Annotated in this window: 15 protein-coding genes and 1 pseudogene; 9 read left to right on the top strand and 7 right to left on the bottom strand. The window is 72.3% G+C overall.

All coding sequences use genetic code 11. The annotated features are described in order from the left end of the window. Positions 1 to 226 precede the first annotated feature (226 nt). From OG900_12240 to OG900_12265, 6 genes are all read left to right on the top strand, one after another. Positions 227 to 1,687: a maltokinase gene (locus OG900_12240; GenBank protein WUH90790.1), complete on the top strand. Its 1,461-nt coding sequence runs from the start codon at positions 227 to 229 to the stop codon at positions 1,685 to 1,687. 463 nt (positions 1,688 to 2,150) lie between these two features. Then, a complete protein-coding gene (glgB, locus tag OG900_12245) occupies positions 2,151 to 4,385 on the top strand; it encodes a 1,4-alpha-glucan branching enzyme (GenBank protein WUH90791.1) in 2,235 nt (744 codons plus the stop codon). 98 nt (positions 4,386 to 4,483) lie between these two features. Then, positions 4,484 to 4,843: a WXG100 family type VII secretion target gene (locus OG900_12250; protein WUH90792.1), complete on the top strand. Its 360-nt coding sequence runs from the start codon at positions 4,484 to 4,486 to the stop codon at positions 4,841 to 4,843. An 86-nt stretch (positions 4,844 to 4,929) separates the two neighbouring features. Further along, entirely contained in the window at positions 4,930 to 5,226 is a 297-nt protein-coding gene (locus OG900_12255; GenBank protein WUH90793.1) for a WXG100 family type VII secretion target, read from the top strand. Next, positions 5,223 to 6,620 (top strand): hypothetical protein, encoded by a 1,398-nt coding sequence (locus OG900_12260; GenBank protein WUH90794.1) that lies wholly within the window; start codon positions 5,223 to 5,225, stop codon positions 6,618 to 6,620. The genes OG900_12255 and OG900_12260 overlap by 4 nt, the downstream gene beginning before the upstream one ends. After that, positions 6,617 to 6,826: a hypothetical protein gene (locus tag OG900_12265; GenBank protein ID WUH90795.1), complete on the top strand. Its 210-nt coding sequence runs from the start codon at positions 6,617 to 6,619 to the stop codon at positions 6,824 to 6,826. Before OG900_12260 ends, OG900_12265 begins: the two co-directional genes overlap by 4 nt. A 22-nt stretch (positions 6,827 to 6,848) precedes the next feature. Here the strand turns inward: OG900_12265 and OG900_12270 are convergent, their stop codons facing one another. Further along, positions 6,849 to 7,874: a 6-phosphofructokinase gene (locus OG900_12270; protein WUH90796.1), complete on the bottom strand. Its 1,026-nt coding sequence runs from the start codon at positions 7,872 to 7,874 to the stop codon at positions 6,849 to 6,851. Between the two features lie 65 nt (positions 7,875 to 7,939). Next, positions 7,940 to 8,935: a 2-hydroxyacid dehydrogenase gene (locus tag OG900_12275; protein WUH90797.1), complete on the bottom strand. Its 996-nt coding sequence runs from the start codon at positions 8,933 to 8,935 to the stop codon at positions 7,940 to 7,942. A 199-nt stretch (positions 8,936 to 9,134) separates the two neighbouring features. Here OG900_12275 and pta point away from each other — a divergent pair, with 199 nt between their 5' ends. From pta to pyk, 3 genes and pseudogenes are all read left to right on the top strand, one after another. Next, on the top strand, positions 9,135 to 11,219 hold the full coding sequence (gene pta, locus OG900_12280) for a phosphate acetyltransferase (protein WUH90798.1): 2,085 nt from the start codon (positions 9,135 to 9,137) through the stop codon (positions 11,217 to 11,219). Continuing rightward, on the top strand, positions 11,216 to 12,373 hold the full coding sequence (locus OG900_12285; GenBank protein ID WUH90799.1) for an acetate kinase: 1,158 nt from the start codon (positions 11,216 to 11,218) through the stop codon (positions 12,371 to 12,373). Before pta ends, OG900_12285 begins: the two co-directional genes overlap by 4 nt. A gap of 66 nt (positions 12,374 to 12,439) precedes the next feature. Further along, a pseudogene (gene pyk, locus OG900_12290) lies at positions 12,440 to 13,877 on the top strand (pyruvate kinase). Between the two features lie 42 nt (positions 13,878 to 13,919). Here the strand turns inward: pyk and OG900_12295 are convergent. The 5 genes from OG900_12295 to OG900_12315 form a co-directional block, all read right to left on the bottom strand. After that, positions 13,920 to 14,567 (bottom strand): hypothetical protein, encoded by a 648-nt coding sequence (locus OG900_12295; GenBank protein ID WUH90800.1) that lies wholly within the window; start codon positions 14,565 to 14,567, stop codon positions 13,920 to 13,922. A 76-nt stretch (positions 14,568 to 14,643) separates the two neighbouring features. Further along, positions 14,644 to 15,963: a hydrogenase expression protein HypF gene (locus tag OG900_12300; protein ID WUH90801.1), complete on the bottom strand. Its 1,320-nt coding sequence runs from the start codon at positions 15,961 to 15,963 to the stop codon at positions 14,644 to 14,646. Beyond that, a complete protein-coding gene (locus OG900_12305; GenBank protein WUH90802.1) occupies positions 15,953 to 16,546 on the bottom strand; it encodes a DUF6114 domain-containing protein in 594 nt (197 codons plus the stop codon). Before OG900_12305 ends, OG900_12300 begins: the two co-directional genes overlap by 11 nt. A gap of 98 nt (positions 16,547 to 16,644) precedes the next feature. After that, positions 16,645 to 17,262, bottom strand: a complete 618-nt coding sequence (locus OG900_12310; protein WUH90803.1) for a DUF6230 family protein — start codon at positions 17,260 to 17,262, stop codon at positions 16,645 to 16,647. A gap of 640 nt (positions 17,263 to 17,902) precedes the next feature. Beyond that, positions 17,903 to 18,880: a tetratricopeptide repeat protein gene (locus tag OG900_12315; protein ID WUH90804.1), complete on the bottom strand. Its 978-nt coding sequence runs from the start codon at positions 18,878 to 18,880 to the stop codon at positions 17,903 to 17,905. Positions 18,881 to 18,962 lie beyond the last annotated feature (82 nt).

Raw genomic sequence — 18,962 nt, forward strand, 5'->3', positions numbered from 1 at the left:
CGTACCCCCGCTCGCAGCAGGGCGGGCTCCGCCGGGCCGACCGCACGACCGGTGCGCCAAGTGGCAACCGGAACGTTACGCGGGCGGGCCGTACGGCGGTTTCCTGTCACCCGCCCGGGGCAGGCTCCCCGTGTCGCCGGACAGCCCGAACCCGTCATCCGGGAGGCTGGCGCCCCTGTCGCTCGTCAAGGCGGCCGGGTGCGCGACTCCCCGGGGAAAGGACGTCATGTCGGACAGCTCCTGGACCCGTGTCCCCCCCGTGCCCTCCACCACCCCCGGGGCCCGCCCCGCCGTCCCCGACCCACCCGTCCCCACCGCCGATCCCGGCCTGCTGCGCTCGCTGGAACCGCTGCTGCGCAGCTGGCTGCCGCGGCAGCGCTGGTTCGCCGGCAAGGGGCTGCCGATCGGCGGCTTCCGGCTGGCCGCGGCGACCGAGCTGCTGCCGCCCGGCGGCCGGCTCGGACCGCTCGGGCTGCTGCACGTCCTGGTGGACGTCGAGCAGCCGGGGCGCCCCGCCGACTGCTACCAACTGCTGCTCGGCGCGCATCCGCTGCTGCCGTCCGCCCTGGTGCGCACCGCGCTGGGCCCGGCCGTCGGCGGCCCCTACGACGGACTGACCCTCTACGACGCCCCGCACGACCCCCGGCTGGCCGCGCTGCTGCTTGAACGGCTCAGGCTGCCCGGCCGCACCGGGCGGCTGCGCTTCACCGCCGAGCCGCACGCGGTCTTCCCACCCGGGCTCATCCCGCGGGTCTCGACCGCGGAGCAGTCCAACACCTCCGTCGTCTACGGCGACACCTACATCCTCAAGCTCTTCCGCCGCGTCTCCCCCGGCACCAACCCCGACCTGGAGCTGTCGCTCGCCCTGGCCAGGGCCGGGTCGCGGCGGGTCGCCGAGCCGGTGGCGTGGTTCGAGTCGCTGGAGCCCGGCCCCGGGCCCGCGGCCGAGGAGCCCACCACGCTCGGCGTGCTCCAGCGCTTCCTGCCGGGCTCGTCCGACGGCTGGGCGCTGGCACTGGCCTCCGTCGCCGAGGACGGCGACTTCCGCGCCGAGGCGGCGGCGCTCGGCGGCGCCACCGCCGAGGTGCACGCCTCGCTCGCCGCGGCGCTGCCGGTGCGGGCGCTGGACGGCGCGGCGCTGGAGCGCATCGCGGCGGGCATGGCCCGCCGCCTGGACGAGACCGCCGCCGAAGTACCCGCGGTACGCCCCTACGCCGACGCGCTGCGGTCCGCCTTCGACGACCTGGCCAAGCTCGGCGCCGTCACGCTCCCCGGCTCCGCGGTCACCGCCCAGCGCATCCACGGCGACCTCCACCTCGGCCAGGCGCTGCGCGGGCCGGGCGGGGAGTGGGTGCTCATCGACTTCGAGGGCGAGCCCGCCCGCCCGCTGGCCGAACGCCGCGGGGCGGCGCCGCCGGTGCAGGACGTGGCCGGCATGCTGCGGTCCTTCGACTACGCCGCCCACCACAGCGGCAACGGCCCCTGGGCGGCCAGGCACCGGGACGCCTACTGCACGGGCTACGCTGCCGTCTCCGGCACCGACCCGCGCGAACAGCCCGTGCTGATACGGGCCTTCGAGACGGACAAGGCGGTCTACGAAGCCCGCTACGAGGCCCGGCACCGGCCTGCCTGGCTCCCCATCCCCCTCTCGGCCCTGGCCCGCCTGTCCACGACCGCACCCCGATGAAGCCGCCGTCGGCCCGGCCGACCCCGACCCCTTACCCGCCCGCACCTGACCGTCCGCACCGCCCGAGGAGAAGCCGCCCGTGACCCACGAACCGACCGCCCCCGACGGCGCCCTCCCCGAGGCCACAGCCCGCGGCTACACCCCTGCCACCCCCCACCCCGCCGCTTCCGGCAGCGCCCCGAAGCCCGCTGCTGCCCCGGAGAGCGCGCTTCCGGGCCGCGGTCCTGCTGCCCCGGAGGGCACGCTTCAGGGGCGCCGTCCCGCCACTGCCGCAGAGGGCACCCCTCAGGGGCGCGGGGAACTGCGCGACCAGCCCACCGCCGGCCGCCGGTCCGGAACCGACAGCAACAGCCCCACCGGTCCGGTGCCGACCCGCGCCAGCGCGGCGGCCGAGCGCGCGGTTCCCCGGGCCCCTGACAACCCGGCGCCTGAGCGCAGAAGCACCCCGGCAGGGGAAGGCCTCGTGCCAGAACGCAACAGCACCCCCGCAGGGGGCCTGGCAGGGGACACCCTCGGAGCGGAGGACCGCCGGCGGCTGCTCGCGGGAGAGCACCACGACCCCCACGCCCTCCTCGGCGCGCACCCCGAGAAGCAGGGCGTCAGGGTCCGGGCGCTGCGCCCGTATGCGACCGGGGTGGCGGTGGTCACCGCGAACGGCGACCGAGTCGACATGGCCGAGGACGGCGACGGCCTCTTCTCGGCACTGCTCCCGGGGGCCGAGGTCCCCGCCTACCGCCTGGCCGTGGCCTACGACGGCGCCGACGAGATCCTCACCGAGGACCCCTACCGCTTCCTGCCGTCGCTGGGCGAGCTGGACGTCCACCTCATCGGCGAGGGCCGCCACGAGCAGCTGTGGAAGGCCCTCGGCTCCGAGCCGATGACGCACGCCGGTGTGACCGGCACCCGGTTTGCCGTGTGGGCGCCGAACGCCCGCGGTGTCCGGCTCGCCGCCGACTTCACCTTCTGGGACGGCACCTCGCTGCCGATGCGCTCGCTCGGCTCCTCCGGCGTGTGGGAGCTGTTCGTGCCGGGCGTCGGCCCGGGGACGGCGTACAAGTACGACATCGCGCACCCGGACGGCTCGCACGGCATGAAGGCCGACCCGATGGCCCGCGCGACCGAGGTGCCGCCGGCGACCGCGTCGGTGGTGACGGAGTCGGCGTACGAGTGGCACGACGCGGACTGGATGGGCCGCCGCGCGGACACCCCCGTGCACCGCGCGCCCTTCTCGGTCTACGAGGTGCATCTGCCGTCCTGGCGGCCGGGGCTGGGCTACCGCGAGCTGGCCGAGCAGCTGACGGCGTACGTCAAGGACCTGGGCTTCACGCATGTGGAGCTGATGCCGGTCGCCGGGCACCCCTTCAGCGGGTCGTGGGGCTACCAGGTGACGTCGTACTACGCCCCGATGCCGGGGCTCGGTTCGCCGGACGACTTCCGGTACCTGGTGGACGCGCTGCACGGGGCCGGCATCGGCGTGATCATGGACTGGGTGCCCGCGCACTTCCCCAAGGACGACTGGGCGCTGGCGCGCTTCGACGGCGAGCCGCTGTACGAGCCGGCCGACCCGCGGCGGGCCGAGCACCCGGACTGGGGCACCCTGGAGTTCGACTTCGGACGGACCGAGGTGCGCAACTTCCTGGTCGCCAACGCCGTCTACTGGTGCGAGGACTTCCACATCGACGGGCTGCGCGTGGACGCGGTGGCCTCGATGCTCTACCTGGACTACTCCCGCGAGGGCGGCGACTGGCTGCCCAACGTCCACGGCGGCCGGGAGAACCTGGACGCGGTGGCCTTCCTCCAGGAGATGAACGCCACCGTCTACCGCCGCTGCCCCGGCGTGATCACGATCGCCGAGGAGTCCACCGCCTGGGACGGCGTCACGCGCGCCACCCACCATGTGGGCCACACCGGCTTCGGCGGCCTCGGCTTCGGCCTGAAGTGGAACATGGGCTGGATGCACGACTCGCTCGGCTACATCGGCCACGAGCCGGTGCACCGCAGATACCACCACAACGAGATGACGTTCTCGATGGTGTACGCGTACAGCGAGAACTACGTGCTGCCGATCTCGCACGACGAGGTCGTGCACGGCAAGGGCTCACTGGTCGGCAAGGTGCCGGGCGACTGGTGGCAGCAGCGGGCCACGCACCGGGCGTATCTGGGCTTCATGTGGTCCCACCCGGGCAAGCAACTGCTCTTCATGGGCCAGGAGTTCGCCCAGGGCGCGGAGTGGTCGCACGAGAGCGGCCCGGACTGGTGGCTGGTCGACCCGCGGTATTCCGCGGCCGGCGACCACCGCGGGGTGCGCGACCTGGTGCGCGAGCTGAACACCGTCTACACGGCCACGCCCGCGCTGTGGCAGCGGGACACCGACCCGGGCGGCTTCGAGTGGATCGAGGGCGGCGCGGCGGAGGACAACGTCTTCGCCTTCCTGCGCTTCGACTCGGCGGGCGAACCGCTGCTGTGCGTCAGCAACTTCTCGCCGGTCGTACGGGACGGCTACCGCCTCGGCTCCCCCGCCGCGGTGTGGACCCCGGTGCTGAACTCCGACGAACTGCGTTTCGGCGGCAGCGGGGTGGCGCTGCCCGACCAGATCAAGACCGAGGCGTCGCCCTGGCACGGCCGCCCGAACAGCCTCACCATGTCGCTGCCGCCGCTGTCCACGGTGTGGCTGCGCCCCGACATGCCGGGCCGATGACCGCGGCATTGCCCGGGGTTTGCCAAATCCTGGTTCGCTGAGGGCAGTTGGGCCGGAGCAGGCTCGCTTACCCTGACCGGGACCGATGGGGGACAGTCATGGGCAAGCCGCTGCTCCGGCTCACATCAGCCGATCTGACCGGCCTGGCAGGCGACATGAGCGAGGCCGAGCGGGAGATCGAGGGCATCGAACGGCAGTTGGCGTCGCTCGCGGAGGCCGCGGAGGCGTGCTGGTACAGCGACGCGGCCACCGAATACCACGACATCCACCGGCGGGTGGTCGCCGACGCGGTGACCGTGCGGCGGACGCTGGCCTTCGTCAAGGAGGCGGTCGAGCTGAGCCGGGACGGCTTCAGCGAGCAGGACCTGGAGACGCTGGAGTCCTTCCGCGAGCTCCAGGTCGGCCAGGAGGCGCCGCCGGCCGTGAGCCCGCCGCGCAGCGGCATCGCGGACCTCTAGGGCGTGCCAGGCGCCGCCGACCAGACGGGATTTGTCGGACACGCCCTGGCGCCCACAGGGCGGCGGAAGGGCAACGGGGGAGACACATGACATCGCGCCTGAAGGTCGAGCTGACCGCGCTCGCCGAACTCGCGAGCGGGCTCAAGGGCAGCGCCGACACCCTGGACGACCTGCTGACCAGGTTGGACACCGGTATGAAGCGCTTCGAGAACGCCTGGGAGGGCGAGGCCCACGACCGCTTCCGCGCGGTCTTCGCGCAGTGGCGGGAGACGTCCGCCGACCTCCACCGGATGCTGGGCGAGATGCACCACGTCACGCACACCGCGCACGGCAACTACCACGCGGCGGAGACCGCGAACCTGCGGATCTGGGGCGGGAAGTGAGCTGGGGCGAGCCGACCGGGCCGATAGACGTCACGCCGTCGGACCTGAGCGGGGCGGCGGCCACCTTCGCCGGCGGCCAGACCCGGCTCGACGGCATCGCGGACGCCCTGACCACGGCGCTGAACGCGGCCGCGGGCATGGCCGGTGACGACAAGTACGGCACGAAGTTCGCCAAGAGCTACGACCCGGCGGTCAAGGCGCTGTTCAAGACGCTGTCGGCGGCCGTCAGGGCGATCGGCCAGTCCGCCGACGGGCTGGTGCGTACCGCGAACAACTACCTCAGGGCCGACCACCACTCCAACCCCAAGGCCGCCAAGGACCCGCTGGTGCTCTTCCCGTGGCCGGGGGTCATCGACGACGTCATGTACCCGGACCCGCCCTCGGCGATCGGCGGCGGGAGCAACCACTGGCCGCCGCCGATCGACAAATACTGGGCGAACGGGCACCAGGACCGGCTGCGCTCCGCCGCCGCCGCCTTCCGTACCGCGGCCGGCGACATCGACAACCTCGGTACGAGCCTGCACCTGCAGGTCCAGGCGATCACCGACGTCAACTCCAGCGGGGCCATCATCGCGATGTCCGGTTTCTGGGGCCGGATCTGGCACACCGCCGACCCCGGCGGCATGGCCCCGCTGTCCACCGCCCACCTGGCGTGCACCCGGCTGGCCTCGGTGTGCGACGCCTTCGCGCACGCCATCGACCAGGCGCACAGCGAGTTCGAGCACAAGATGACCGAGGCGGGCCTGGCCATCGGGGTCACCACCGCGCTGGGCGTCCTCGGCACGGTCTTCACGCTCGGCGGCTCCGACGCGGGCGCCGCGGCCCTGGACGCCGGTGAGGCCGCCGCGCTGTTCGCCTCGGTGGACGGCGTCCTGGACGCCGCCATGGCCGACTACGCGGCCGAGGGCATCGCCGAGCTGGAGACCGTCCTCGCCTCCGCCGCCGAGGAGGTCCCCGAGGTCGAGGCGGTGGACGCCGAGACCACGGAGGTCTCCCAGGCCCTGGACCGCGAGATGGCCGACGCCGAGGCGCGCGGCGGAGGCGGCTCGGGCGGCGGAGGAGGCGGCGGAGGCGGCGGAGGCGGCAAGCCCCCGACCGGCGGCGGCGATCCGCCGCCCGACGACCCGCCGGGCGACGGCGACAGCACGAACCCCCGGGACGTGCACGGCGCCAACCGGCTGGGCCGCGGTGTGGACGTCGACGACGTCTGGAAGAACGGCGACCTCTACATCCAGAACGACGGGCAGCTGGTGAAGGTCCTGGAGACCGGCAACGGCAAATACGATGTCGTCGTCCGTGACATGTCCAACCCGACGGGCGGACCCACCACGGTGATCAAGGACGCGACCGAGCGGTACATCGAGAACAAGCTGGCGAACGGACTGTGGGAATGAGCGCTGTGGACGACCTGGAACCGCTGGACGTCTCCGAGCGGCTGCGCTGCTGCATCTGCGGCGACGACACGGCGGACGCCGACGACTACGTCCAGCTGACGCTGAGCGCCGACGGCAGCGGCGCCCGGCAGGCGCTGGGCGCCCACGCCGAGCACCTCAACCAGGTGCTGGCGCCCGGCTACAGCGTGGAAGTGCACCTGATGTGACCCCGGAGGGCCGCCGCAGGGGTCAGAAGACCGACTCGGCCTCCTCCATGCGGTCGTCGGGGACCGTCTTGAGGTACGTGATCGCGTCCGCCAGCGGGACCATGTCGATACGGGTGCCGTGCAGGGCCGTCATGTGGCCGAAGGCGCCCTTGTGGGCGGCCTCGACGGCGTGCCAGCCGAAGCGGGTGGCCAGCACCCGGTCGTAGGCGGTGGGGACGCCGCCGCGCTGCACGTGGCCGAGGATGACCGGGCGGGCCTCCTTGCCGAGCCGGATCTCCAGCTCGCGGGCCAGCGTGGTGCCGATGCCCTGGAAGCGCTCGTGGCCGAACTTGTCGATGTCGCCGACGCCGTAGTCCATGGTGTCCTTCGCCGGATGGGCGCCCTCGGCGACGCAGACGACGGCGAATTTCTTGCCGCGGGCGAAGCGCTCGGTGACCAGGTCGACCAGGTCGGCGGGGTCGAAGGGGCGCTCGGGGACGCAGATGCCGTGCGCGCCGCCCGCCATGCCGGCCTCCAGGGCGATCCAGCCGGCGTGCCGGCCCATCACCTCCACGACCATGACCCGCTGGTGGGACTCCGCGGTGGTCTTGAGCCGGTCGATCGCCTCGGTCGCGACGGTGACCGCGGTGTCGAAGCCGAAGGTGCGGTCGGTGCCGTTGATGTCGTTGTCGATGGTCTTGGGCACCCCGACGACCGGCATCCCGGCGTCGGACAGCATCCGGGCGGCGGTCAGGGTGCCCTCGCCGCCGATCGGGATGAGGACGTCCAGGCCGTAGCGCGCGCACAGGGCGTCGGCCTTCGCCGCGGCCTCCCGCAGCCGGCCGCGCTCCAGCCGGGCCGAGCCGAGCACGGTGCCGCCGCGGGCCAGGATGCCGCTGACGGAGTTGAGGTCGAGCGGGCGGAAGCGGCCCTCCAGCAGGCCGACGAAACCGTCCTCGAAGCCGATGACCTCGTCCGTGTGCCCGGTCAGCGCGCGGTGCACGACCGACCGGATGACGGCGTTGAGGCCGGGGCAGTCGCCGCCGGCGGTGAGGACTCCGATACGCATGGGCGGTGTCTCCAGAAAGGGGGTTCGCGGTTGCTTCAGGGCGCTCCACGGGCGCCCGGGGGCGCTCAGGGGCGCGGGATCAGGGTGCTCGCGGTGATCCGGCCGGCCACGTAGTCGTCCACATTGCGCAGCGTCGCCGCGACGATCTCCTCGACGGCGTCCACCGTGTAGTAGGCCTGGTGGGAGCTGATCAGCACGTTCGTGAAGGTCAGCAGCCTGGCCAGCACGTCGTCCGTCATCACCTCCAGCGACTTGTCGTAGAAGAAGACCCCGGCCTCCTCCTCGTAGACGTCGAGGCCCACCCCGCCGAGCCGGCCCTCGCGCAGCGTCTCGACCAGGGCGGCGGAGTCGATCAGGGCGCCGCGGCTGGTGTTGATCAGGATCGCGTCGTCCTTCATGTCGGCCAGCCGCCGGGCGCCGACCAGGTGGTGGGTGGACGGCGCGAGCGGCACGTGCAGGGTGAGCAGGTCCGCCTCCCGGAAGAGCCTGTCCAGCTCCACGTACTGCATGCCCAGCTCTTCGCACTCCGGATTCGGGGTGATGTCCCAGCCGAGCAGCCGCATGCCGAAGCCGCGGGCGATGGCGGTGAAGGCGGTGCCGATCCTGCCGGTGCCGATGACACCGACCGTGCGGTCGTGGAAGTCCCTGCCGAGCAGCCCGTCGAGCCGGAAGTCGAAGTCGCGGGTGCGGCTCGCAGCCCTGACGATCCGCCGGTTCAGCGCCAGTGCCAGTGTCCAGGCGAATTCGGCGACCGCGTACGGGGAGTAGGCGGAGACCCGGGCGACGGTCATGCCGAGCCGCTCGGCATGGGCCAGGTCGATGTTGTTGTAGCCGGTGGAGCGCTGGCTGATCAGCCGGGTGCCGCCCCTCACCAGTGCCTCCAGGACCGGCGCGTCCAGCACGGCGTTGACGCTGGTGGAGACCGCCTCGTAGCCGGCGGCCAGCGGCAGCGTGTCGGCGCTGAGGGTGGTCTCCAGGCAGCGGATCTCGTGCCGCCCGGCGAACGCGGCCTCCAGCAGCGGCCGCTCGTCACGCTGCACTCCGGTGGCCAGGACGTCCATCGCGCGGCCCTCCTCGCTCGCTCGTGTTGGGCCCTCCTCACCCTAAGTGCACAGTGCGGCGATCCCCGGCAGCCCGCACCCGGGCGGCGCCGTACGGCCCCGTAAGGGGACGGATCGCCCCCTCGGCGGGCGACGCGCGGGCGGGCACGTTAGCGTCAGGACGTAACTGGCGCAGGGGCTGAGGGATCGGAGTCATGGGGTGACGCGCAGCGTCTATGTCACGGGGATCGGCCGCGGGGACGGCCGCCAGGTCGTCGAGCTGGGGGTGATGGAGCTGCTGACCCGGCAGGTGGACCGGGTCGGGATCTACCGCCCGATGGTGCACGACGCCCCCGACCGGATCTTCGAGCTGCTGCGCAGCCGCTACCGGCTGGCGCAGGACCCGGCGACGGTCTTCGGCATGGGCTACGAGGAGGCCGCCGCACTCCAGGCCGAGCAGGGGCAGGAGGCGCTGACGGCCCGGCTGGTCGAGGGCTACCTGAGGGTCGCCGAGGACTACGACACGGTGCTGATCCTCGGTTCCGACTTCGCCGGCACCAACCTGCCGGCCGAACTGGGGGTCAACGCCCGGCTGGCCAACGAGTGCGGCGCGTCGGTGCTGCCGGTGATCGGCGGGCGGGCGCAGAGCGCCGAGTCGGTGGCCGCGGAGGTGCGCAACGCGCACCACGCCTACACCAACCTGGGCTGCGACGTGATCGCGATGGTCGCCAACCGGGTGGACCCGGCCGAGGTCGCGGAGGCCGCGCAGCTGCTCGGCCGCGCCCCGGACGTGCCGGTGTACGTGCTCCCCGACGAGCCGGCGCTGGCCGCTCCGACGGTGGCGCAGATCGCCGAGACGCTGGGCGCCGAGGTGCTGCTGGGCGACGACGCGGGGCTGGCCAGGGACGCGCTGGACTTCGTCTTCGGCGGGGCGATGCTGCCGACCTTCCTGTCGAAGCTGACCCCGGGGTGTGTCGTGGTCACCCCCGGCGACCGGGCCGATCTGATCATCGGGTCGCTGGCCGCGCACTCGGCGGGCTCGCCTCCGATCGCCGGGGTGCTGCTGACGCTGGACGAGAAGCCGGGCCCCGACATCCTGGCGCTGGCCAACCGGCTCGCCCCCGGCACCCCGGTGATCGCGGTCGCGACCGGTTCCTTCACCACCGCGGCCGGCCTCTTCACCCTGGACGGCAAGCTCGGCGCGGGCACCCCGCGCAAGGCGGAGACCGCGCTGGGCCTGTTCGAGACCCACGTGGACACCGCCGAGCTGACCGAGCGGCTCTCGGTCGCGCGCTCCTCGCGGGTCACCCCGATGATGTTCGAGCACGCGCTGCTGGAGCGGGCGCGGGCCGACAAGCGGCGGATCGTCCTGCCGGAAGGGGCCGAGGAGCGCATCCTGCGGGCCGCCGAGGTGCTGCTGCGCCGGGGTGTGTGCGAGCTGACGCTGCTGGGCGAGGAGGACGCCGTACGCAAGAAGGCCGGCGACCTCGGCATCGCGCTGGACGACCCGGGCCTGCTCATCGTCGACCCGCAGACCTCGCCGCTGCGGGAGCGGTTCGCCACCCTCTACGCGGAGCTGCGGGCGCACCGCGGGGTGAGCTACGAGCTGGCCTACGACGTGGTCGCCGACGTGTCCTACTTCGGCACCCTGATGGTCCAGGAGGGCCTGGCCGACGGCATGGTGTCGGGCGCGGTGCACTCCACCGCCGCGACCATCAGGCCGGCCTTCGAGATCATCAAGACCCGGCCGGGCGCGGCGATCGTCTCGTCGGTCTTCTTCATGTGCCTGGCCGACAAGGTCCTGGTCTACGGCGACTGCGCGGTCAATCCCGACCCTGACGCCGAGCAGCTGGCGGACATCGCGATCCAGGCCGCCGCCACCGCGGCCCGCTTCGACGTGGAGCCGCGGATCGCGATGCTGTCGTATTCGACCGGGACCTCAGGCAGCGGCGCCGACGTCGACAAGGTGCGGGCCGCCACCGAGCTGGTCCGCGAGCGGCGCCCCGAGCTGCTGGTGGAGGGCCCGATCCAGTACGACGCGGCCGTGGCGCCGTCGGTCGCGGCCACCAAGATGCCGGGCTCCGCGGTCGCCGGGCAGGCGACGGTCCTGGTCTTCCCCGACCTGAACACCGGGAACAACACCTACAAGGCGGTCCAGCGCTCGGCCGGCGCGGTCGCGGTCGGCCCGGTCCTCCAGGGCCTGCGCAAACCGGTCAACGACCTGTCGCGGGGCGCGCTGGTGCAGGACATCGTCAACACGGTCGCGATCACCGCGATCCAGGCACAGCAGGGGGAGTCGGTATGAGCGGGGCCACCAGGGTGCTGGTGCTGAACTCCGGTTCCTCGTCGGTGAAATACCAGCTCATCGACATGGACGGCGGGGAGCGGCTGGCCGCGGGTGTGGTGGAGCGGATCGGCGAGCCCGGCGGGATCGCCGACCACGCGCAGGCGCTGCGCGAGGCGGCGGTCGAGCTGAAGGCCCGCGGGCTCGGCCTGGACTCCCCCGCGCTGGCCGCGGTCGGCCACCGGGTGGTGCACGGCGGCACGCGCTTCACCGCGCCGACCCTGATCACCGACGAGGTGCTGGCGGGTATCGAGGACCTGGTGCCGCTGGCGCCGCTGCACAACCCGGCGAACATCACCGGGATCAAGGTCGCCCGCGAGCTGCGGCCCGACCTGCCGCAGGTCGCGGTCTTCGACACCGCCTTCCACGCCACGATCCCCGAGGCGGCCGCGCGCTATGCCATCGACACCGCGACCGCCGAGCGCTACGGCATCCGCCGCTACGGCTTCCACGGCACCTCCCACGCGTACGTCTCCCGCGCGACGGCGGCGCTGCTGGGCCGGGACCCCGCCGACGTGAACGTGATCGTGCTGCACCTGGGCAACGGCGCCTCGGCCTCCGCGGTGCGCGGCGGGGTGTGCGTCGACACCTCGATGGGGCTGACCCCGCTGGAGGGCCTGGTCATGGGCACCCGCTCGGGCGACCTGGACCCCGCGGTGGTCTTCCACCTGGAGCGGGTCGGCGGGATGGGCACCGACGAGATCGACGCGCTGCTCAACAAGAAGTCCGGGCTGCTCGGCCTGTGCGGCGACAACGACATGCGGGAGATCGGCCGCCGGATGGCCGAGGGCGACAAGGCGGCACAGCTGGCCTTCGACGTCTACGTCCACCGGCTGCGCCGCTACGTGGGCGCCTTCACGGCGGTGCTGGGCCAGGTCGACGCGATCACTTTCACCGCAGGCGTCGGCGAGAATTCGGCCGCAGTTCGTGAGGCGGCTTTGTCAGGTCTTCACAATTTCGGTGTCACTATGGATCCAGTGCGCAATGCGGTGCGCGGCGCCGCAGCCCGCCTGGTGTCGGCCGATTCGTCACGGATCGCCGTGGCGGTGGTCCCCACCGACGAGGAGCTCGAGATCGCCCGCGATACTTACGCACTGGCAGTTCAGGATGATTGACCGCACCGCAGCCGCGCGAACCCCCAGGAATATTCCGCAGCGGAACAAACCGATAGGATAGCGCCCATGCGCCGAGCCAAGATCGTCTGTACCCTGGGTCCCGCCGTTGACTCCTATGACCAGTTGAAGACACTGGTGGAGGCCGGCATGAACGTGGCCCGTCTGAATTTCAGCCACGGCAGCCACGCCGAGCACGAGGACCGCTACCAGCGGGTGCGCAAGGTGGCCGAGGAGACCGGCAGGGCCGTCGGCGTACTCGCCGACCTGCAGGGTCCCAAGATCCGTCTGGGCAAGTTCGCCGACGGCCCGGTCGAACTGGTCGCGGGTGACGAGTTCACCATCACCACCGAGGAAGTCGCCGGCGACAAGACCATCTGCGGGACGACGTACAAGGGCCTGCCCGGTGACGTCTCGCAGGGCGACCCGATCCTGATCAACGACGGCAACGTGGCGCTGCGCGTCATCGAGGTCGAAGGACCGCGGGTGCGGGCGCTGGTCGTCGAGGGCGGCGTCATCTCCGACCACAAGGGCATCAACCTGCCGGGCGCCGCGGTGAACGTGCCCGCGCTGTCCGACAAGGACATCGACGACCTGCGGTTCGCGCTGCGGATGGGCGTCGACATGATCGCGCTGTCCTTCGTGCGCGACGCCAAGGACGTCCGCGACGTCCACCGGGTGATGGACGAGGAGGGCCGCAGGGTCCCCGTCATCGCCAAGGTGGAGAAGCCGCAGGCGGTCAGGAACATGGAAGACGTCGTCATGGCCTTCGACGCGGTGATGGTGGCCCGCGGCGACCTGGCGGTCGAATACCCGCTGGAGCAGGTGCCGGTGGTGCAGAAGCGCCTGGTCGAGATGTGCCGGCGCAATGCCAAGCCGGTGATCGTGGCGACCCAGATGATGGAGTCGATGATCACCAACTCCCGGCCCACCCGCGCCGAGGCCTCCGACGTGGCCAACGCGATCCTGGACGGGGCCGACGCGGTGATGCTGTCCGCCGAGTCCTCGGTCGGCAAGTACCCGGTCGAGACGGTCAAGACGATGGCCCGCATCGTCGAGGCCGCCGAGGAGGAGCTGCTCTGCCGCGGCCTCCAGCCGCTGGCCCCCGGCAAGAAGCCGCGCCCCCGGCAAGAAGCCGCGCACCCAGGGCGGCGCCGTCGCACGCGCCGCGGCCGAGCTGGCCGACTTCCTCGACGCCAAGACGCTGGTCGCCTTCACCAAGTCCGGCGACACCGCCCGCCGCCTGGCCCGCTACCGCGTGCCGGAGCCCGTGGTGGCCTTCACCACCGACCCGTCGACCCGCAACTACCTCGCCCTGACCTGGGGTGTCGAGGCCTTCGTGGTCGAACACGTCGACACCACCGACGACATGGTCAAGATCGTCGACCGCGAGATGCTCAAGCTCTCCGACTACACCGACGGCGACACGGTCATCATCACCGCCGGCTCGCCTCCCGGCGTCTCCGGCACGACCAACCTGGTCCGCGTCCACCACCTGGGCAACTGACCTCGTCCTCCGGCCCGGGAGTCCCCCGGGCCGGAGGGGGCGTCAGCCCACGGCCGCGGTCGTCAGGTAGCGCACCTCGGCGACGTGGCGGGGCCCGTAGCCGAAGCGCTCCCCGAGAGCGCGGTAGCGGTCGTACTGCGTCGCGCTGATCGGCACCCAGTATTCGTCCAGGACCCGCAGCAGGAGCCGGAAGGCCAGGTCGGGCCCCACCTGCTGCACCGCCTGGCGCAGCGCGGGCACCACACCGGGCACGCAGGTCGCGTACTGCTCCTCCGTACGGACCGTCAGCGCCGCCCCGGCCAGCGAAATCTCGTCCAGCACGGCCTGGGCGTACGCGTCACGGGCCGGCTCGGGCGAGCCGGCCCCGGGTCCCGGGCCGTCCTCCCGGCGGCGGGCCGCGCAGATCTCCGCCACCGCGCCCAGCCATTGCCGGCCGTCCATCCCCGCCCGGTCCGGGCTGTGGTTGCGCCCGGTCGCCGCGAGCCACAGCGTCATGAGCACCTCCGGCGCCAGCCCCGACTCCAGCAGCCTGACAGCGTCCGCCAGGATGTCCTCGGCCGCCGCTCCCCCGTCCTCCGCCGCCGCGCCGGCGACGACTTCCCGCGCCGTGCCGCCCTCGGCCCACTTGCCCTGGAAGCGCCGGGTCAGCCCGGTCAGCCCGAAGTCGGACTCTCGGCGCGGCTCTGCCATGACGTCTCCTCAGGGGTGGCAAGGCGCCCGCCCCGGGGCTGTGCGGGGCGGGCGCCTGGGATGGGGGCGGGGCCGGTCAGGAGGACCGGCCCGGGAGGACCTTCATACCGGGGACCGTCAGGTCGCCGCCGAACTGCCCGGCCTGGATGACCGTGACGTCCGTGAAGAAGAGGACCGGGATGGTCAGCGGCGGGGGGAATTTCGGGGTGAAGGTGATCGGCACCGCGCCGAGCAGGTTGCCGCTGAGCGACTCGGTGTACATCGTCACCGTGCCGTTGCGGATGGTGGAGGTGGAGCCGGAGCGGGCGGTGACGTGGGTCTTGGTGCCCTTCGGGCCGTCCACGATCTGGTGGAGGTCGCCGATGTCCACGCCGGTGGCGGTGAACTTCAGTACGTCCTTGACCGTGCCGCTGTAGGTCTTCACCTGCACGATGCCCTCGTACTTCAGGCCGTAGAGGGTCAGCAGCGAGCTCTTCAGTGTCCACGGGCTGTCGGGCAGCAGGGGTATGCCCTGCTCGGTCTCGGCGTCCGCGAGCGCCTGCGCGTCGGTGGTCGGGCAGGGGTAGGACTGCCGGCCGTCTGCGGAGGTCGGGGACGCCGGGGGTGTGGCGGCGGCGTCCTTGACGCTCTTGACGGCCTTCCGCACGCCGTCCGTCGCGGTCTTGGCGGTGTCCTTGACCGTGCCCTTCGCCGCGTCCGTGGTGCCCTTGACCGTGTCCTGGACCGTCTTGCCGACGCCGTCGACCGTGGACTTCACCGGGTCGGCGGGCGGCGCGGTGGTGGTCGTCGGGGCGGGCGAGGGCGCCTGGGTCGTCGGCGCCGCGCTGGGCGTCGAGGAGCCGCCCGAGGCGCCCAGCAGGCCGCCCAGCAGGTCGCCGAGGCCCAGCGGGTCCAGCGGGTTGGTGGACTTGGTGGGGCTCGGGCCGGCGCTCGGCTCGGTCCGGGGCTGCGACTGGGTGACCGGCTTGCCGGTGTCGGCCGGGCTCGGCGAGGTCGACGGCTTGGACGCGGCGGGGCTGCTCGACGGCTTCGGCGTGGCGCTGGGGCTGGTCGTCGGGTCGGGCTTCGGCTTGCCGGCCTTGCCGCCGCTCTCGGCCTTGTCCGTGGTCTTGCCGGTGGTCTTGCCCGTCGCGGACGGCGTCGGCGTGTCGGACTGCGTGACGCAGGGGCCCGGCTTGAACGGGCTCTTGGGCAGCGGGTCGGCCTGCGCCAGGTGCGGGGTGAAGCCCATGCCCATCAGCACCGCGGTCGGCATGGCGGCGAGTGCCACCGCCTTGCCCGCGGGCATGTGCAGCTTGGTGAACAGCGACTTGCGCGGGGCCGCGTGCCGCGGTCCTGGCCTCGTCGTGCTGCCCTGCCCTTCGCTCCCGGCCGGCTGAGCTTCGTCACCCAGCACGGTGCCTCCCGTTCTCCTCGGTGGTCTCTTCGTCGGCCCGCGCACCGGCGTGCACCGGTTCGGGCTGTGTGAACGGGTCCGCGTCGGCCGCGGGTCCGGTGGGGGCGGGCCAGCCGGGGTCCACCGCGCCGCCCTCGGGCCGCGGGGAGCCGTCGGGCAGCTCCGCCTTCTGGCCGGGCACGTCGGGCGCCGGGGTGCCGGGCGCCCAGGAGACGGCCATGCCGCCGCCGACGATGGCCAGCAGGAAGCCGCCGATACCCCCGAGGTTGGTCATCGGGAGGGACACCAGGCCGAGCAGGATGCTCGCGACGCCGGCGAAGACCCTGACCGCGCTCTGGAACCACATGGTCAGGCCCAGCACTACCAGCAGCACGCCGATGATCAGCGCGCCGGCGCCCGCGGTGGTGCCCACCCGGATCGCCAGCTGACCGAAGGTCACGTTGTTGTACGGCAGGTACCCGATCGGGATTCCGGACAGGAGGGTCAGCAGCCCCGCCCAGAACGGACGCTGCCACCGCCAGTGCCGGAACGCGATACGGCCGCGGCGGAGGTGGGCACTCAGCCCTGTCGACTCGGCGCTCATGGAAAAACAGCTCCCTGGAACTGGCGGTACGAAAGAAGGTGGCCGGGCCTGGGCGAGCCGCGCCCCGCGCGGCTCGCCCAGAGCGGCTCAGACCGTGCCTAGTAGCACTCGTCCTTGCCCATGTGCAGACGCAGGCTCAGCCCTGAGAGCTTGAAAGTGCCCGCGCTGGTGCCCCATGCCGTCTGCTTGACATCCGTCAGGTAGGCCTTCTCGGCCTCCTGGGCGAAGGAGCCCGGGTCGGTGGTCTTCGGGTTGTCGATCCCCGGCCCGTACTTGGTCGATCCGGCCGCGACACCGATGTTGATGTTGGTGAACGTCGCGTCGGCGTCGAGCTGGTCGAGGTCGATGTAGAGGTTGTGCGCGACGACCGCGTGATCCGCGTCGGGGCCGGCCTTCAGCTTGAGGGTCACGTCCCCGATCGGCGTCGGGATGACGACCGACTGGCACAGGCCGATGATGGTGGCGTCGGTGAACGCCGACACCGCGACGGGGACGGGCCCCTTGCCGCTGGGCACGTCGAGCGCGCCGTACTGCTCGAACCCCGTGCCGTCCAGGGACTTCGCGGTGACCTTGAACTGCTGGCCCGACACGCTGAACGACGCGGCGAGCGCGCCCTGAGCCAGGGCCACGCCTATCGCGGCGGTGGCCGCAACGCTCGGCACCATGACGACGGCGAACCGGCGCCATCTAGTACCGCCACGAACGAGCGATTCCATGTTTCCTCCTTCTCGGACGTACATCTCCGGCCGGGAGTTCGGATCCCGGCCTGGGATGGGAGAAGTGCTACGTCCTCGGGAAGGAGAGCGCCGGGTCGGGCGAGGCCGTCCCTCCGGGCGGGATCCCGTGCGGGATTCCCTGCGGAGTCCGGACGGCGGTGTCCGAGACGTCGGCGATCACCCCCGAGCGACAACCACTGGCCACGCTCTCGCGCAACCTGCTGGACAGGCTCCATCCGGTTCCATCCGCTGGACGGAGACCCCCCTGTCCCGGAGGTGCGGCGGATGCCGCGCACTCCCGCTCGGCGGGGACCCGTGGACCGTGGCGCCGACTGGCTGCCGGGCGCAGGCCTACGGACCGAGCTTGGCCGATCGTGGTCCATTCGCGGCCGACGCACAAGGGGCTCATTACTAGCGAGTAACGGATGTGTGCCGCAGGTGTGATCGCCACGCGGAGTGGTCTCACCCGGGGTAGCGGAATCATGGGTAATGAAGTCCGGCATATATGACCATCGGCCAACAAAGCGGGGCCGAGATGTCACCGGTGGTAACGGCGACCGCTCATTGTCACGGTTTGATAAAGAGCGGTCGCCGTATCGCTAAATCGCTGAGCATCGGGGCATCTACAACAGCCCGTCCGTCAGAACAGCACCCTGGCCAACGCGGTGCGCGCGCTGACCACCCGGGGGTCGTCGGGGCCGATGACCTCGAACAGTTCGAGCAGCCGCAGCCGTACGGTGTCGCGATCGTCGCCGAAGGTGCGGCGGACGGTGTCCACCAGCCGGCCGAAGGCGTCCTCCACATGACCGCCGACCAGGTCGAGGTCGGCCGCGGTCAGCTGCGCCCGCACATCGCCCGGCGCGTCGGCCGCGGCGCTGCGGGCGGCCTGCGGGTCGACGCCCTGCACCCGGTCGAGCAGTTCGGCCTGAGCGAGGCCCAGCTTGGCCTCGGCATTGGCCGGCTCGTCGGACAGGACGTCACGGTAGGCGCTGATGGCACCGCTCAGGTCGCCGGCGTCCAGCGCGTCGTGCGCGGCGGTCAGCGCCAGCTCCTGCGGGGTGGCGGGGCGCGGCGGGGCGGGCGGCGCCTGCTCCTGCGAGGGGGCGGCGCCCGGGTCGACGTCAGGGCCGACGATGCCGAAGCGCTCCTCGGCGACCGCGATCAGCTGGTCGAGGACCTCGGTGACCTGGTCTTCCGGGGCCAGGCCCTGGAAGAGCGGCATCGCCTGCCCGGCGAGCACCGCGAAGACCGCGGGCACGCCCTGCACGCCGAACTGCTGGAAGAGCAGTTGGTTGGCGTACACCTCGGCGGTGGCCAGCACGAAGCGGCCGCGATATTCACCGGCGAGCCTTTCCAGCACCGCGTTGAGCTGCTTGCTCTGCTCGGCCTGGTCGGCCCAGAAGCTGATGACGACCGGGACCTCGGCGGAGCGCTGCAGGACATCGCTCTCGAAGGTCGCCTCGGTCACCTCGATGACGAGCGGGGAAGCGGTGGTGGCGTCGGCGCCGGCGTCCTGCCGCTGCGCCCTGGCCTGCTCGGCCTTCGCCTTGGCCTCACCGGCCGCCTTCACCGCGGCGAGGTCGACCACGCCGCTCATGGACATGTTCCGTGGCTGCATGAGGCAATCCTCCCCCCTCGCGGACCCCAACGTGTACAGACCCCGGATCAGGTCCGGCTTCCCCGCCGGTTTGCGGGGTGCC

The organism is Streptomyces sp. NBC_00433, from assembly GCA_036015235.1.
Taxonomy (GTDB): Bacteria; Actinomycetota; Actinomycetes; order Streptomycetales; family Streptomycetaceae; genus Actinacidiphila.

Bases quoted from the DNA above. Each gene is read 5' to 3' on its own strand.
- OG900_12285 (WUH90799.1), top strand. From the start codon at position 11,216: ATGAGCGGGGCCACCAGGGTGCTGGTGCTGAACTCCGGTTCCTCGTCG.
- OG900_12275 (WUH90797.1), bottom strand. From the start codon at position 8,935: ATGGACGTCCTGGCCACCGGAGTGCAGCGTGACGAGCGGCCGCTGCTG.
- OG900_12250 (WUH90792.1), top strand. From the start codon at position 4,484: ATGGGCAAGCCGCTGCTCCGGCTCACATCAGCCGATCTGACCGGCCTG.
- OG900_12265 (WUH90795.1), top strand. From the start codon at position 6,617: ATGAGCGCTGTGGACGACCTGGAACCGCTGGACGTCTCCGAGCGGCTG.
- OG900_12240 (WUH90790.1), top strand. From the start codon at position 227: ATGTCGGACAGCTCCTGGACCCGTGTCCCCCCCGTGCCCTCCACCACC.
- OG900_12305 (WUH90802.1), bottom strand. From the start codon at position 16,546: ATGAGCGCCGAGTCGACAGGGCTGAGTGCCCACCTCCGCCGCGGCCGT.
- OG900_12315 (WUH90804.1), bottom strand. From the start codon at position 18,880: ATGCAGCCACGGAACATGTCCATGAGCGGCGTGGTCGACCTCGCCGCG.
- OG900_12310 (WUH90803.1), bottom strand. From the start codon at position 17,262: ATGGAATCGCTCGTTCGTGGCGGTACTAGATGGCGCCGGTTCGCCGTC.
- OG900_12295 (WUH90800.1), bottom strand. From the start codon at position 14,567: ATGGCAGAGCCGCGCCGAGAGTCCGACTTCGGGCTGACCGGGCTGACC.
- OG900_12270 (WUH90796.1), bottom strand. From the start codon at position 7,874: ATGCGTATCGGAGTCCTCACCGCCGGCGGCGACTGCCCCGGCCTCAAC.
- OG900_12255 (WUH90793.1), top strand. From the start codon at position 4,930: ATGACATCGCGCCTGAAGGTCGAGCTGACCGCGCTCGCCGAACTCGCG.